This is a genomic window from Cytophagales bacterium, from assembly GCA_033344775.1.
Lineage (GTDB): Bacteria > Bacteroidota > Bacteroidia > Cytophagales > Cyclobacteriaceae > JAWPMT01.
Window position 1 is genome coordinate 1,816,664 of the sequence record JAWPMT010000005.1, and the last position, 14,387, is coordinate 1,831,050.

At 44.2% G+C, this 14,387-nt stretch carries 13 protein-coding genes; 9 read left to right on the forward strand and 4 right to left on the reverse strand.

The features are described from left to right. Positions 1-59 precede the first annotated feature (59 nt). Genes R8G66_25355 through R8G66_25365 form a run of 3 tightly spaced genes read left to right on the forward strand, consistent with a single transcriptional unit; the run spans position 60 to position 1,921 of the window. Entirely contained in the window at positions 60-665 is a 606-nt protein-coding gene (locus R8G66_25355; protein ID MDW3195727.1) for an SIS domain-containing protein, read from the forward strand. Next, a complete protein-coding gene (gene kdsA, locus R8G66_25360; GenBank protein ID MDW3195728.1) occupies positions 658-1,440 on the forward strand; it encodes a 3-deoxy-8-phosphooctulonate synthase in 783 nt (260 codons plus the stop codon). Before R8G66_25355 ends, kdsA begins: the two co-directional genes overlap by 8 nt. Further along, entirely contained in the window at positions 1,430-1,921 is a 492-nt protein-coding gene (locus R8G66_25365) for an HAD-IIIA family hydrolase (GenBank protein MDW3195729.1), read from the forward strand. Before kdsA ends, R8G66_25365 begins: the two co-directional genes overlap by 11 nt. Here the strand turns inward: R8G66_25365 and R8G66_25370 are convergent. Together R8G66_25370 and R8G66_25375 are read right to left on the reverse strand one after the other, a co-directional pair. Beyond that, on the reverse strand, positions 1,881-2,306 hold the full coding sequence (locus R8G66_25370) for a DoxX family protein (protein ID MDW3195730.1): 426 nt from the start codon (positions 2,304-2,306) through the stop codon (positions 1,881-1,883). The two genes, R8G66_25365 and R8G66_25370, sit on opposite strands and share 41 nt — an antisense overlap. A 261-nt stretch (positions 2,307-2,567) precedes the next feature. Further along, positions 2,568-3,665 carry a ferredoxin--NADP reductase gene (locus R8G66_25375; GenBank protein ID MDW3195731.1) on the reverse strand — a complete coding sequence of 366 codons (1,098 nt, stop codon included), beginning with the start codon at positions 3,663-3,665 and terminating at the stop codon, positions 2,568-2,570. A 94-nt stretch (positions 3,666-3,759) separates the two neighbouring features. Between R8G66_25375 and purB the strand changes: the two genes are divergently transcribed. From purB to R8G66_25405, 6 genes are all read left to right on the forward strand, one after another. Continuing rightward, positions 3,760-5,103, forward strand: coding sequence for an adenylosuccinate lyase (purB, locus tag R8G66_25380; protein ID MDW3195732.1), 1,344 nt, complete (start codon positions 3,760-3,762; stop codon positions 5,101-5,103). A 217-nt stretch (positions 5,104-5,320) separates the two neighbouring features. Next, entirely contained in the window at positions 5,321-6,055 is a 735-nt protein-coding gene (locus tag R8G66_25385) for a hypothetical protein (GenBank protein MDW3195733.1), read from the forward strand. Beyond that, complete coding sequence (locus tag R8G66_25390; GenBank protein MDW3195734.1) at positions 6,052-8,844, forward strand: TonB-dependent receptor; 2,793 nt, start codon at positions 6,052-6,054, stop codon at positions 8,842-8,844. Before R8G66_25385 ends, R8G66_25390 begins: the two co-directional genes overlap by 4 nt. A 50-nt stretch (positions 8,845-8,894) precedes the next feature. Beyond that, the gene (locus R8G66_25395) at positions 8,895-11,081 is read left to right on the forward strand and encodes a hypothetical protein (protein ID MDW3195735.1); all 2,187 of its coding nucleotides are present in this window, start codon (positions 8,895-8,897) and stop codon (positions 11,079-11,081) included. Further along, positions 11,081-12,250 (forward strand): DUF4249 domain-containing protein, encoded by a 1,170-nt coding sequence (locus tag R8G66_25400; protein ID MDW3195736.1) that lies wholly within the window; start codon positions 11,081-11,083, stop codon positions 12,248-12,250. Before R8G66_25395 ends, R8G66_25400 begins: the two co-directional genes overlap by 1 nt. A gap of 3 nt (positions 12,251-12,253) precedes the next feature. Continuing rightward, positions 12,254-12,724: a DinB family protein gene (locus tag R8G66_25405; protein MDW3195737.1), complete on the forward strand. Its 471-nt coding sequence runs from the start codon at positions 12,254-12,256 to the stop codon at positions 12,722-12,724. Between the two features lie 3 nt (positions 12,725-12,727). On the opposite strand, the gene R8G66_25410 is transcribed toward R8G66_25405, so the two are convergent. Both R8G66_25410 and R8G66_25415 read right to left on the reverse strand, forming a co-directional pair. Then, positions 12,728-13,507 carry a hypothetical protein gene (locus R8G66_25410; protein MDW3195738.1) on the reverse strand — a complete coding sequence of 260 codons (780 nt, stop codon included), beginning with the start codon at positions 13,505-13,507 and terminating at the stop codon, positions 12,728-12,730. 97 nt (positions 13,508-13,604) lie between these two features. Next, entirely contained in the window at positions 13,605-14,060 is a 456-nt protein-coding gene (locus R8G66_25415) for a hypothetical protein (protein ID MDW3195739.1), read from the reverse strand. Between the last annotated feature and the right edge of the window lie 327 nt (positions 14,061-14,387).

Sequence of the window (14,387 nt, forward strand, 5' to 3'; positions counted from 1 at the left end):
GTCATCCTTATTGTAAAAGGTTCAGCTTGAGAATCTCATCATATCTTTGACCCACTTTGATGAACCCACAGAACAAGATCGCCGAATTGATCCAACAGGAAATTGCAGCCTTGCAAAACATCCCATTGGGACCTGAACTCCATGAGACCGTCGAACTCATTCACCAACAGGTACACAAAATGAATGCCAAACTTGTCTTCAGCGGCATGGGAAAAGCAGGACAGGTTGGAAGCAACATCGCCACAACGCTCTCCTCTACCGGGACTCCTTCCATATTTTTGCACCCTTCGGAAGCGCAACATGGTGATTTGGGCATTTTACAGCCCAATGATGTCCTTTTTCTGGTCTCCAATTCTGGTAAAACTACCGAAATCCTACTGCTGGTTCAATTGGCTAAATCGCTTTATCCGGAGGTAAAAATTATCTGCATGACGGGTCATCCGGACAGTCCACTGTCCGAAAAAGCGGACATCACTCTTTTCACCGGAAATCCGAACGAAATCTGCCCACTTGGACTTACGCCAACCACAAGCACAACCGTTATGGGTGTGATCGGAGATATGTTGGTGGTCATGTTGATGGAAAAGATCAATTTCACCGTAAAGGACTATGCCCAACGACATCACAGTGGCTACCTGGGTGAAAAAAGTAGAAATCATGAATAAACTATTCCTCATTGCCGGGCCTTGTGTGGTCGAAAATGATGAGACACCTTACTTAATCGCTGAGCGAGTAGCAGGCATCTGCCAAAACTTAGGCATTGATTACATCTTCAAAGCTTCCTTCAAGAAAGCCAACCGGACGAGTTTATCGAGTTTTACAGGAGTGGATAAAACTCAGGCCCTGGAAATCATTCAGGGTGTGGGAAAGCAATTTGATGTACCCACCATCACTGATATTCACGAATCTCATGAGGTAGATGAGGTCGCAGCTTTTGTGGACCACCTTCAAATCCCGGCATTCCTGTGTCGGCAAACGGATCTGTTGCTCGCCGCTGGTAATACAGGAAAAGGTGTCAACATCAAAAAGGGCCAGTTCCTTTCACCTGAGGCCATGCAGTTCCCGCTCGAGAAAGTACAATCAACTGGAAATAACAACATTTGGCTTTGTGAGCGGGGTGTAACTCACGGATATGAAAATCTGATCGTGGACGTCACATCCATTGCCCGGATGAAAAAACTGGGAGCACCTGTGGTGATGGATTGTACCCATGCCCTGCAACAACCGAATAAATCCGATGGTGTCAGTGGTGGAAATCCCGATATGATCGAAACGGTAGCATTATCGGCAGTGGCCACCGGAGCTGATGGCCTGTTCATCGAAACACACCCCGATCCCGCTTATGCCCTGAGTGATGGAAAATCCATGCTACAAATCGATCGTCTAGAAGCGATCTTAAATCGAGTGCTCAAAGTACGCAACGCGCTGAATGATGAGTAAAAAACCAATCAAACTACTGATACTTGATGTCGATGGCACCCTGACAGATGGGGGTGTTTATATTTCTGAAAAGGGAGAACAGTCTAAGAAGTTCAACGTGAAAGATGGCATGGGGATCGTGGTGTTGAATAAGATGGGCATTGAAGTTGGGATCATCAGTCACAGCAGTGTTTCAGAAATGATCTCTAATCGCGCGAATACCCTCAAGCTTAATTACGTTTATGTGGGGCAAAAGCCTAAACTAGAGGTACTGCAGGATTGGTTACAGGAATTGAAGATCACCTTAGAAGAAGTGGCCTATATGGGTGATGATATCAATGACCTGGACGTCATAGAAGTATGTGGCTTCACAGCATGTCCTTCAGACGCCATGGCCATCGTCAAAGAAAAAGTGGATCATGTTATGACCATGAAAGGTGGTGAAGGAGCGGTCAGAGAATTCATCGATCACTACCTACTGGATAAGCCACTTGGGTATTAGGAACCAAATAAGCCAACACCCCACAAACCAGGGCTACCACCGCCATTCCAAATAAGAATCCGTCATCATCAGCCACCGCAATCCCCAGGATCAGTAAATGAGAAACCACTGCCCCGGACATAACGCCGATGGTCAACAGGGCACCCCATTTTGTAAACCTTGGAACAAACAACAGTATAGAAGCGAGCAATTCTCCTATTCCGGTGCCGATCCGTACCAACCACTCCAGATCAGATGAACCCAACAAGAAACTGGTGACCCCACCAAACAGGTTTTTCGATTCTTCTAGCGCTTCGGGTCCACCTAGTCCGAATTTGAAATAAAGGGTTTGCAACATGATCAGAGCAGCAATCACGCGAGGTAAGTAGTATTTGAGCTTTTGCATCTTTCTATGTGTATGACACAAACATAGAAAAACACGCCGCTGGCATTTGCCCACTCCTTGACACTTTAATCAAAGTAAGAGGTGTCAAACATTCAAAAGGTTGAGATGATAACTCTTTGGAAATAACTCCAAATGAGGCGTAGTGCCCTCGCAGGTGTTATCACCTGCGAGAATGCTAGTGAGAAGTCGAAGACTTAAAATTATATATTAGCCTCAGTCACAAACTGAAGCTAGGGTCCGATATGACAACCTTAGATTAGATTACCCAATTTCTACTTTAACCTGATCGGTGAGTGGTTTACCTACACAAAGCAGTACATAACCTTCGTCCAGCTCGTCCTGAGTGAGCCCTTCTGCTCCATCAATACTGATTTCACCTTCGGTGCACTTTCCTCGGCATGCGGTGCACAGACCTGACTGACACGAGTAAGGCATGTCCAATCCATCTTCCAGACCTACTTCCAAAACCGGGCGATCCTTTGGCACCGTGATGCTGTAGTTCTCACCTTCAAGTAAGATGCTTACTTCACTGCTGTTCTCACCTGCGCCGGATTCATCCGCAATGATCTCAGAAGGCGAAGTTTTACCAGCTTCGAAAGATTCCAGGCGCACCTGCTCATCCTTCACATTGGCAAGTTTCAAACCATCCGTAACGACATCCATCATCGGTTGGGGTCCGCAGATGAATATTTCAGTTTCTTCGTTAACGTCTAGTTTTTCAGTAATTTCTTTAATGGTCTCAGGCGTAGGTCGACCTACATAATCCGCTTCCCCTTCTTCGAGGATATGGATCAACTGGAACCTGTCCGAATAAGTTGCTTGCAGTTCTTCTAGTTCTTTCTTGAAGATCACATACTCTTCACTCCTGTTTCCATAGACCAACGAAAGTGTCGTATTGGGCTCTTTCAAAAGCACCGAACGGATCAAAGAATATAAAGGTGTGATACCAGAACCTCCTCCGAAAAACACCAGGTTACGCAAAGCAGCAGCATCATAGGTTGTGGTAAACATCCCCATCGGCTCCATGACCTCTACTAAATCCCCGGCTTTCAGGTTATCATTGACATGGTTAGACATCAACCCTCCGGCTACTCGCTTTACCGTCACGGCAGGATGCGCATCTTCGAACGGAGTGCTGCACAAGGAATAAGCCCGTCGGATTTTCTGACCTTCGACATGCTGGATCAGGGTGATGAACTGTCCCGGTTCATAGTTAAATTCTGCTTCAGGAGATTCAAATACCAGGTTTACCGCGTCTTTGGCGATCGGAACTACTTCCTTTACTGCCAGCTGGTGATACCGGGAGTCTCCTCCGTTTTTCTGTTTGTCTTTTTTCTTTTTGAATAGTCCAAATACCATGTCAAGTACTGATTTGAGGCCGCAAAGGTAAATGCACAGAACCTACCCTCCAAGTTGGCTGGTTCATCTTATTTTTGCACCTCATTTTGCTCGTATGTCCGAATTAAACCCTTTAATGGCTATTTCTCCGATTGACGGTAGATACCGATCAAAAACGGCAAGCCTGGAAAATTATTTCTCAGAATTCGCATTGATCCGATACCGGGTCAAAGTAGAGGTGCTTTACTTTATCTCACTTTGCGACGCAATTCCCAATTTAACAGGGGTTGATAGAAATTTGTTCTCGGAGATGCATGCCATCGTTGATAATTTCTCAGAAGCTGATGCAGATCGCATCAAAAACATTGAGAAAACGACTAATCACGATGTAAAAGCTGTCGAATATTTCCTGAAAGAAAAGCTGGAAGCACTCGGGTTATCCGAGCAAATTGAGTTCATTCACTTTGGACTTACCTCTCAGGACATCAACAATACGGCCATTCCGATGAGCCTGAAAGATGCCATCGAAGAAGAATTCATTCCTCAGCTGGAAAAAGTAAAAGATCAGATCGCAGGATTGGCCAATGCATGGAGCGATATCCCCATGTTGGCCAAAACTCACGGGCAACCTGCCTCACCAACCCGGCTTGGAAAAGAACTGGATGTATTCGTGAAAAGACTTGATGTTCAGTTGGTACAACTCAAGCAAATCCCCTACTCCGGAAAGTTTGGTGGAGCTACAGGAAATTTCAATGCGCATTACCTGGCCTACCCGGAGGTGGATTGGCATGCTTTCGCCGGGAAATTCCTATCAGATAAATTAGGCATCAGCCGAAGCGAGCCTACCACTCAGATTGAGCACTATGATAATCTGGCCGCACTATTCGATGCTTTGAAGCGGATCAACACCATCTTGATTGACCTGTGTCGTGATGTCTGGACTTATATTTCCATGAATTATTTCTCACAGAAAATCATCGCAGGAGAGATAGGTTCATCGGCCATGCCGCACAAAGTCAATCCCATTGATTTTGAAAACGCAGAAGGAAATCTGGGATTGGCCAATGCCCTTTTTGAGCATTTATCCGCTAAACTCCCGATCTCGAGATTACAGCGTGACCTTACAGATTCCACGGTTCTGAGAAATATTGGCGTTCCTATTGCTCATACACAGGTCTCCTTGTTTTCCATAGCGAAAGGTTTAGGGAAACTCCAATGCAACGAACAGGTGATTGCACAAGACCTTGAAGAAAACTGGGCCGTGGTAGCTGAAGGCATCCAGACCGTATTGCGCCGAGAAGGATTTCCTAAACCTTATGAAGCCTTAAAAAGCCTGACACGCAAGAACGAAAAGATCACGGAAGCGTCTATTCAAGCCTTTATTAACGACCTGGACATCAGTGAAGAGATTAAAGCAGAATTGCGGGCCATATCGCCGTTCAACTACATTGGGCGGTAAGCAATTTGCCGAAATCTGATCTTTTCGACCTTACGATTTGACTATGAGACGGTTCGACATAAAAATGTTTCCGGATTGGGTACGAGATTGGTATATTCACGCGAATTTTGACAGGAAGAAAAAGCACCTTTTACAACAGCTCAATAATTTGTCGCTGCACGTAGGGGAAAGCACAAAATAATTGTCTTAACCAAGAATTATACTACTGATCAGCCTTATGAAGAATTACCTTCCCCGGCTGGTGCCAATGTTTGTGATGGCATTACTTATGGGGAGCGCACATGCGCAAATTTCACTAGAAGACCTGGATCTGGACCAGGACGTTAGTTCTTGGTACGATGACAACTCAGGTGCCGAACTCCTCGAAATCTACGAGGGGAAAATCTTTCAACTCAATATTAACATTACCACCAGAAAAACATTTAGTGCCTTTAAATCGGCACAGTGGATTGATGGCACGGTGATGTTTCGTGACAAAATCTATGATGAGATCCCACTGAAATACGATCTCTTCAGTGATCAACTCACGGTTTTGAACGTTGCAGGTTCGCCTCTACAACCCATCATACCTAACCAACAAGACATAGCTTATTTTGATTTGGAAGGTGATTATTTTCAGAACCTGAGTGCTGAAAATGCCCCTGAAGGAGATGCAGGCTTTTATCATGTGCTTTACGCTGGCTCGCAAGTAGCCTTATACGCGAAATACTCAAAGAGACAAGTAGTAGAGGGTCGGAAATTGGAGTTCGTACGGTCCGAGAAGGCTTTCCTCAAAAATGGCGATCAATTCGTTCGGGTAAAAAACAAAGGATCCTTTATCCTGGCATTCCCTGAACACAAGGCAGCTATCAAAAGCTTTTGTAGTTCAAACTCTTTGAAGATCAAACCTACTAATCAGATCGCTCTGATCAGACTTACAGAATATTGCGAATCTTTAACTGGCTCAAAATGAAATATAGCATCAGCATACTTTTTTTATTCTGCGCATGCTTTTTTGCCATGGGCCAGAATGATGACATTAAGTTCTCAGGCACATTCAATAGCGCTTCGATAGTGGAAGTTGCTAATTCAATCCAATCAGGAACAGGTGTAGATCTTTTTTATTCCCCTTCGGCGACTGACTCCCTGAAGTTTTCAGGCTCATTCAGCCAGGAACCGCTGGAATCTGTGCTTAAGACCTTATTTCAGGATCAGGGAATTAACTATTTACTGGATGGCAATTCAGTGATACTTACTTACAACTCCAGGGTGATCAAAGACCTGGGCATCACATCTGCCTTTAGAAGATCACAACAACAGCAACAAGAAGAACAAGTGGACAAAGGGTTGATCTTCCGGAGAGAATACCTCAACCTCGATGGTGAGGAAGAAGACCTGACTACCAAGGTTTTTGAGATTGGCAAATGGACTCCCGGAGATGCCGATGCCAGATCTACCATTGCGGGATATATCACAGAGCAAGTCTCCGGTGACCCTGTTGAAGGGGCGTTGGTATTTATTCAGAACCCATTTGTCGGAGCATCTACTGATGAAGAAGGCTTTTTCAGCCTTACCATTCCAAGAGGCAAACACCTGCTCAATTTCCAGTCGCTGAACATGAAGAACACTTACAGAAATGTAGTGCTCTTCTCAGACGGACGATTGGACGTTAAAATGGCAGTAGATATCGTCGCGCTAAACTCTGTGGTAGTAAGCGCGGATCGTGATGCTAACGTAAGAGAGGCTGAGCTTGGCGTAACGCGTATTGATATCAAGGAAACCAAAAATCTTCCTGTTTTACTAGGAGAAAGAGATATTGTAAAAGTAGCCACCACCACTTCAGGTGTTCAAACCATTGGTGAAGGTGCGGCTGGCGTAAATATTCGCGGAGGTAAAGCTGATCAAAACCTCTTTCTGGTTGATGGTGCCACAGTGTACAACACATCTCACTTCTTTGGCTTTTTCTCCATTTTCAATGCAGATGCCATCGATAATCTGGAATTGTACAAGAGTACTATTCCTGCACAATATGGCGGCCGTCTATCTTCCGTATTTGACATAAGCCTTAAAACGCCAAGCAAAGAGAAATTCTCAGGCACTGGCGGATTAGGGCCAGTTACATCGAAGTTGCTGATCGAAACGCCTATTGTCAAGGATCGAACGTCCATCATGGTGGGTGGACAAGCGACTTACTCAGATTTCGTACTGAACCGTGTCACCAACTCTTCTATTGGTAATACAGATGCTTCTTTCTACGATGTGGTCGCGAAGATTGACCATAAGTTGAATGATAAGAGTAACTTAAGCATTACCGGATACCGAAGCTTCGATAGTTTCCAATTGCAAACTGACACACTACTATCATTCTCTGATTTCTCCTACACGAACACTTTGGCTGCACTGAATTGGGATTGGAGATTCAATGACAACCTAAAGGCCGACTTGCACTTGTCTACGGTACAGTACGAGTATGACATCAATTACGAGTTTTTGCCTTCTCAGGCATTCAACCTGGCTTTCCAGATCAATGAGAAAAGTGGACGTTTGAATTTCAACTATTACCAAAACCCACAATTAACCTGGGATGCTGGGGTTGATTTCAAGCGATTTGACCTACAGCCTGGCCACCGAATGCCAGTTGGAGCTGAGTCCCTAATCACGGAAGCAAGAATCGAGGATGAGCAAGGCACAGAAATGGCTGGATACCTGAATGCAAAATATGAGCCTAACGACAAGTTATTGATCAATGGAGGGCTTCGCTTCACTCGCTTTGCCGCTTTGGGAGAAAGAACTGCCTATACCTATGGTAATGGAGAAAAGAATACCATACAAGATCGGACAGATTCCACCTTCTTCGACAAAGGAGAAGTCATACAGGCCTATTCAGGACCTGAGTGGCGATTATCTGCACGATATACATTGGATCCTAATAGCTCTGTAAAGTTTGGCTTCAACCGAAACCAGCAGTTCATCCACTTATTGGTAAACGCAGCATCTATTTCTCCAACGGATATCTGGAGGCTTTCCAGTGAGCATCTGAGACCTCAGATCGCTGATCAGGTTTCATTAGGATACTATCGCAACCTGCCGTTTAAAGATCAGATCATCGAAACATCGGTGGAAGTATACTATAAAGACATTCAGGACCTGCTGGATTTCAAATTGGGTGCCGACCTTCTGTTCAATGAGAACATTGAGACGGCCGTTCTTCAAGGACCAGGTCGATCTTATGGCGTCGAGCTTTCTGCGAAGAAAAACGATGGCTGGTTCACCGGCTGGATCAACTACACCTACTCGCGTTCACAAATTAAATTAGAAGGCGATAGCCCGTTGGAAAACATCAACGAAGGTCAATTCTTCCCTACCAACTATGACAAGCCGCACTATGTAAACCTGGTCACGAATTACAAATTCACCAGAAGATATAGCTTCTCCGCCAACGTGGTTTACTCCACGGGCCGTCCTATCACTTATCCGATCGGAAAGTGGAACTTCAAGAATGTAGAGAACATCTACTACTCAGAGCGAAATGCTTTCAGGATTCCTGATTATTTCCGATTGGATATCGGATTCAACATGGAAGGAAATCACAAGATCAAGAAGCTGTCTCATTCTTTCTGGTCGTTCTCTGTCTACAATGTGCTTGGCATCGACAATGTCTATTCGGTGTTCTTCAACGTGGATAATGGTGAAGTAAAAGCTTACAAACTCACTGTCTTCCCGAATCCAATCCCAACCTTAACGTATAACTTCACATTCTGATCGACATGCTGAACTTAAAATCGACACGAACCTTATTTTCTTGTCTATTGATGGCAGTCGCATTAGCTGTCGCAATACCAAATAGCAAGGCCCAGGGCCAGCTCATCAATAAAAAAGAAGAAGTCTTTCTGCATATCAACAGCGCCGAATTGGTGGTGGGAGAAACATTGTTGTTTTCGGCCTATGTTCGTAGCAACCTTACCGGAAAAGTATCTTCACTGAGTCGCATTCTTTACGTTGAATTACTGGATTCAGAAAGCAATTCTGTTTGGCAATCTAAAATTCTATTGGAGAATGGAAGAGGTGCCGGAGATCTATTTCTTTCTTCTCTGTTAAGTACGGGCAACTATCATTTGGTGGCCTACACGCAATGGATGAAGAATTTCAACGATTTATACGAGCAGGAGATCATCATTTACAATCCATTCGAATATTACAAACCCAATAGCGATGCAAAAGGCCAGCCTACGGTGGAAATGTTCCCCGTAAGTGGCTTCTTACATGCGGATCGTGAAAATGAACTGGTCATCAAAGCTGCTTATGCCGATGGAGCACCTTTTCAGACGAAAGGCCGAATCGTGAATGCCGAGGGAGACAATCTTCAAAGTTTTGAGACCAACGGATATGGATTGACGAACATCAAATTCAGTCCAGCAGCCGGGCAAAACTATCGGATCATTGCTGAAAGCGAGACAGGAGATTTCCTCTTCTTCGATGTTCCCGTAGCATGTTCGGATTGTACTTTATTGAGCGTTCAGCCTCGTAAAAATGATTTTCTGGTGCAGTTAAAAAAAGGAAATCTTCCTGCATGGCTTGAAGTAGTGGATGGCCAAAACCGATACTTCAGCCGAACCATCGAAGACAATGAATCTTTCACGGTTTTGAGAAATCGGCTACCTAAGGGTTTCGCTCAAATAAAGCTTTGGACAGCTGACAAATCAGAACTGATCAGCACGCACAACATCTTGAACAATGCCCCTGAAATACAGGAAGTGTCTGGCTTGAAGACTTTCCGTACCAGAACAAAACTGGAAGAAAGCTTTTCTGTCGAAGAGGGCGCTACGGTTTCTGTTTCAGTAAGTAAAAAGTATAACAACAACCTCAACGCTTTTAACCTGGCGTATGATCACGGCACTGTTCAATTCCTGAACCCTGGTTTTAGAAAAAGTGCGGGCGATACGGATTTGATCGAACAATTGCAGGTCATTAGCAAACCTGAGATCAAGCCACTAAATCCCAACTTTACGCCACGTTATCTGGCGGAGTACCGTTCGGACCAGCTACATGGCAAATTGACAGACGAAACGGGAGCCAGGAACAGAGTAGTAACCGCTGCTGTCATGAATGGGCAGTTAGAGTTGGCTCGACCAGACAGTGAAGGAAACGTTACCCTGAGTATCCATCCGGAAAAGGAAGGCACGGAAGTACTCGCAAAACTCATGGGCGATTATCAGGATGTAGAAATAGTATGGGAAAATGAATTCTACGAAAATTACCCGGCATTCAACAATACGCCTTTAGACCTGGATTCAGCGAAAGTGGCAGCCCTGGCGGAAAGAAGCATTAAAAACCAGGTGCAAAATGTCTACTATGCATTTAACCCTGATTCGCTGATCAATACCAAACTTCCTTTTGCAGAACAGTTCTTATCGGTAAAAAGCTATCGACTGGATGCGTTCACCCGTTTCCCTACCATGCGCGATACGTTCATCGAGTATGTCGAAGAAGTGGCGGTCAACAAAAACGAAAATAACTTCAATCTTAGAGTTAGACTCTGGGACTCAGCCGAGGATCACCCTTCCGATACTACCGAGCTGATTTTGATCGATGGTGTTCCATTCTCTTCGAAAGAGGCCCTGGAAATTTCACCTTATGGCATCAGTGCAATCCACATCGTTCCTTATCACTACTACAGTGGAGAGGTAACTTTAAAGGGAATTCTGATGTTGGAAACTTTAGAAAAGGATCTTTCCGGTTTGAAGTACAAGCAGTACAACATCAATTATGTGGGTGTACAAGGGAAGAAGAAATATCGAAGAACTGATCATACGGACCCTTGCAAAGAACCAGATTACAGAGATCAGCTGTTGTGGATACCACAACTTGATTCGCAGGAAGGTAAAATAGACTTTGATTTCTTTACCTCAGACATTCCTGGGACTTATGAAATCCGAGTGGAAGGCATAACTGCTTCCGGTGATCCAATTAGTATTAAAAAGTCATTTATTGTAGAATAATGAGAATTGTAAAATTCATGATCCCACTGGTATTTGTGGGATTTCTTTCATGCGTTCAACCTTTTGACCTGGTCTCTATTGGCACCAGATCATCGATCGTAGTGGATGCAGCGATCACTGATGAAGCGAAAACTCATGTCATTAAGCTTAGTGAATCATTTGCGATCGACACCACCTTAAACACCGCTATCAGAGGCGCAACTGTTTGGATTGTGGATCAGGATGGTAACAGGGAAGACCTGACCTCTGGTTCTGTGGGTGGCGAATACCTGACATCAGATAATTTTCAGGCGCTTCCTGGAAATGATTACACACTTCACATTATTCTTCCTGGTGGGGAAAAACTAGTTTCAAGGCCTGAAACCCTTCCAGACCCTGTGACGCTTGATCGAATTTATGGAAGGTACGTAACGATTCCCTCGAATGAAGAGGCCGGAGAAGATAGAGGAGTACAATTCTTTGTGGATGCCTCCAGTGAAAGTACAGAACCTGCACGTCTGCGATATAACTGGATTGAAACGTATGAAGTACGATCGCCCTATGTTTCACGATTCGTCTTTGATTTTGAACAAAACCTACCTGTTCGGAGACAAGACACCATTCACATTTGCTACCGTACCATTCCTAATACTGAGCTGATCTTGACCACAGCAGCCGGACAGGCTGAAAACCGTGTTCAGGAGATCCCTCTAAAGTTTGTAGATCAAACGACGCAACAGTTGAGTCAAATGTATTCCATCCTGGTACAGCAATTTGTACTTTCAGCAGATGCTCATGAGTACTATGAAAATCTGGAAGAAACCAACGAAGGTTCCGGTTCTCTTTCTGATCGTCAGGTAGGTACATTTCCCGGAAACATCACTTCAGAGGATAATCCTGAAGAACTGATCCTCGGCTATTTTGAGGTCTCCAGATTTTATGAAGAACGTGTGTTCTTCACTCCTTCACAATTTGATGAGTATGTCCAATCTCCGTATCCTTTGTGTGGCATTTCACAACTAGATACCCTGACCACTCCGGAATTAGTCTCGGAATATGTGGAATTTGGCAAACGATTTGGCATCCTGGATCAGGTAACGGACTTCTCGTGGCAGATCAGTTCTCGACGATGCGCAGACTGTAAGGAATTTGGCACTTATGAAGCGCCGGATTTCTGGCCAGAGAATTAATCAATGTCTGGTAACAAACCACGCTATGAATCCCTTTGCGACCAGCTCCAGGCAGTCTTTGATGGAGAACCCTGGTATGGTGATAGTCTGATCGCCAAACTGGAAATGATAAGGGCGGAAGTAGAGGAGCCTTCCGATCTGAATAAAACTGCGAGTTACGTCCAACACCTCATCAATTGGCGGCAATTCGTGATCAAAAAACTCATAGGTGATATCGACTTTGATATCACCCTCAATACAACTGCAGACTGGACAGACATTAATATTGAACATTTTGAGGCTTGGGACCATCTCCTGGAATTACTCCGCGATACACAAAATCAATTGGTAACGCTCATTAGATCACTTTCTAATGAAGTATTAATAAAGCAAGTTCCCGGAAAGGATTACAGTTTCGAACACATGCTTCATGGGCTGATTCAGCATGAGGTTTATCACACAGGACAAATAGCAGTGTATTGGAAAAATCGATAGAAGCTACTTCTTTGGTGCGTATTTCGGGCTGATGCTAAACCTTCTGGACTCGATGATCAGCGTACCATTCTTCTCCTCGGAGGGATACTGAAAATTGACCACAGTACTCTGACTGATGCGTTTGAATTGAGGAAAGTGAACCAACTCTTTGAAAATCTCATTGAAATTTTGATAGGCATTGGTTTCGTACTCCACTAGTTTTTCCTGCCCCTTCTCTCCTTTTTTCACTTTCAGTCCAAATATCTTGGTATGATCTCCAGCGGATCGTGTGCGGATGTAGACAATCTCATTAGGATGCAAAGTCAGTTTCCCCTCATTCCCGAAGTTGATCGTCACTTTCTCTGGTTTGCTAAACAGGAAGTTATGCTGGCGCAAGTCATTCAGTCGCTTCAGATTTTCGATCAGGGAGATATACATTCGGATGTTCCTTCCAACCAATGTCAGCAGAAAGGTCAACCCCAGCATCCATTCGAGGGTAAGGTCCACCACGGGTCGCTCCCAAAGCAAGGACGTGGCTATCTGCCGATAAAGAACATAATTGAATATAAAGAAACCTGCATAGGCCAAATATCTTAAAGGTGCTTTGGATATTGGGAATACCAAAAAGGCCGACAGATAAAACTGAGCAAGGGTAAGGATGAGTAAGGTGACTTCACCAAAATTGGGAAGGATCGGCCCAAAAGTACCGACGGCAAATAAAAGGGTGATCAGACAAGCATAAAGCAGGAAAATAAGTCGATCACGAAGATGTGTGCGCTCAACAAAAAGCCGGGAAATCTTCATTCATAGCAAATCAAGCGCCTAAGATAATCACGTGGATTCAAAGGCACCATTTCATTGGCATAGAATGGATTTCCCTTAAAAAATGATTGTGATTTCTTTAGACTGCTACTCGAGCACGGCCAGCTTCCATCACTGCATAATCCTTGTACTCCTCAAAGGATGAGGTATCCAGGTTCTTGAGTGAGGAATCAGTACCCTCAGGAACGAAATTGCCTTCTTTTTCCCACCACTCTTTGGCTTGTGTCTGTGCTTCATCCAGATCGATATCGAACAGATGACCGTAAGACTCAGAAATGATCCATGGCTTATCTACGTTGCCATATTTGTTGAAGATCATTTGCCGCATTTGTGTAGACGTACTGTCCCCACTTTTGAAATGAGATTGTGTGTATGAAAGCGTTTCAGGCTCCGTCATTTTGTTGTCCCAAAACTTCTTGGAAGCAATCAACTGGGCCGTTGTTATAACGTAGCCTCTTCCCTTTTCCAGAGGTTCCTTGCTGAGTTCGCAAGCGGCTCTGAATTCTTTCTTCTTCTTTCCGAAAAGCTTAAACATAAGTAGTTGAGTTTTTTGACCTCTGTTTAATACTGTTATAAAGGAGCAAAGGTTACCGTTTTCTTGGAAAAAATTAAAATCTCAAAGGATTTCATTTGGTTTTTTCGGCTAATCGTCGATTTGAATGAAAATATCCGGATCACAACGGCTTTTCAAGACCGACAGTGGTCCGTTTTTGGTAACTCAAAATACCAAACCGTTATACTTTCATTTGCAAATACGTTACCTACATGAAGAAATTCGATACGTTCATGAAGTTGTACGTGAATTCCTGGTTTTATTTTCTAACCTTTGGTTGACAACTGTAACAGCTAATTTCGTGAAATA

Excerpts from the sequence above, each read along its gene's own strand:
- R8G66_25390 (MDW3195734.1), top strand. The coding sequence starts at position 6,052 with ATGAAATATAGCATCAGCATACTTTTTTTATTCTGCGCATGCTTTTTT.
- R8G66_25400 (MDW3195736.1), top strand. The coding sequence starts at position 11,081 with ATGAGAATTGTAAAATTCATGATCCCACTGGTATTTGTGGGATTTCTT.
- purB (MDW3195732.1), top strand. The coding sequence starts at position 3,760 with ATGTCCGAATTAAACCCTTTAATGGCTATTTCTCCGATTGACGGTAGA.
- R8G66_25395 (MDW3195735.1), top strand. The coding sequence starts at position 8,895 with ATGGCAGTCGCATTAGCTGTCGCAATACCAAATAGCAAGGCCCAGGGC.
- R8G66_25375 (MDW3195731.1), bottom strand. The coding sequence starts at position 3,665 with ATGGTATTTGGACTATTCAAAAAGAAAAAAGACAAACAGAAAAACGGA.
- R8G66_25415 (MDW3195739.1), bottom strand. The coding sequence starts at position 14,060 with ATGTTTAAGCTTTTCGGAAAGAAGAAGAAAGAATTCAGAGCCGCTTGC.
- R8G66_25370 (MDW3195730.1), bottom strand. The coding sequence starts at position 2,306 with ATGCAAAAGCTCAAATACTACTTACCTCGCGTGATTGCTGCTCTGATC.
- R8G66_25365 (MDW3195729.1), top strand. The coding sequence starts at position 1,430 with ATGATGAGTAAAAAACCAATCAAACTACTGATACTTGATGTCGATGGC.
- kdsA (MDW3195728.1), top strand. The coding sequence starts at position 658 with ATGAATAAACTATTCCTCATTGCCGGGCCTTGTGTGGTCGAAAATGAT.
- R8G66_25410 (MDW3195738.1), bottom strand. The coding sequence starts at position 13,507 with ATGAAGATTTCCCGGCTTTTTGTTGAGCGCACACATCTTCGTGATCGA.
- R8G66_25355 (MDW3195727.1), top strand. The coding sequence starts at position 60 with ATGAACCCACAGAACAAGATCGCCGAATTGATCCAACAGGAAATTGCA.
- R8G66_25385 (MDW3195733.1), top strand. The coding sequence starts at position 5,321 with ATGAAGAATTACCTTCCCCGGCTGGTGCCAATGTTTGTGATGGCATTA.
- R8G66_25405 (MDW3195737.1), top strand. The coding sequence starts at position 12,254 with ATGTCTGGTAACAAACCACGCTATGAATCCCTTTGCGACCAGCTCCAG.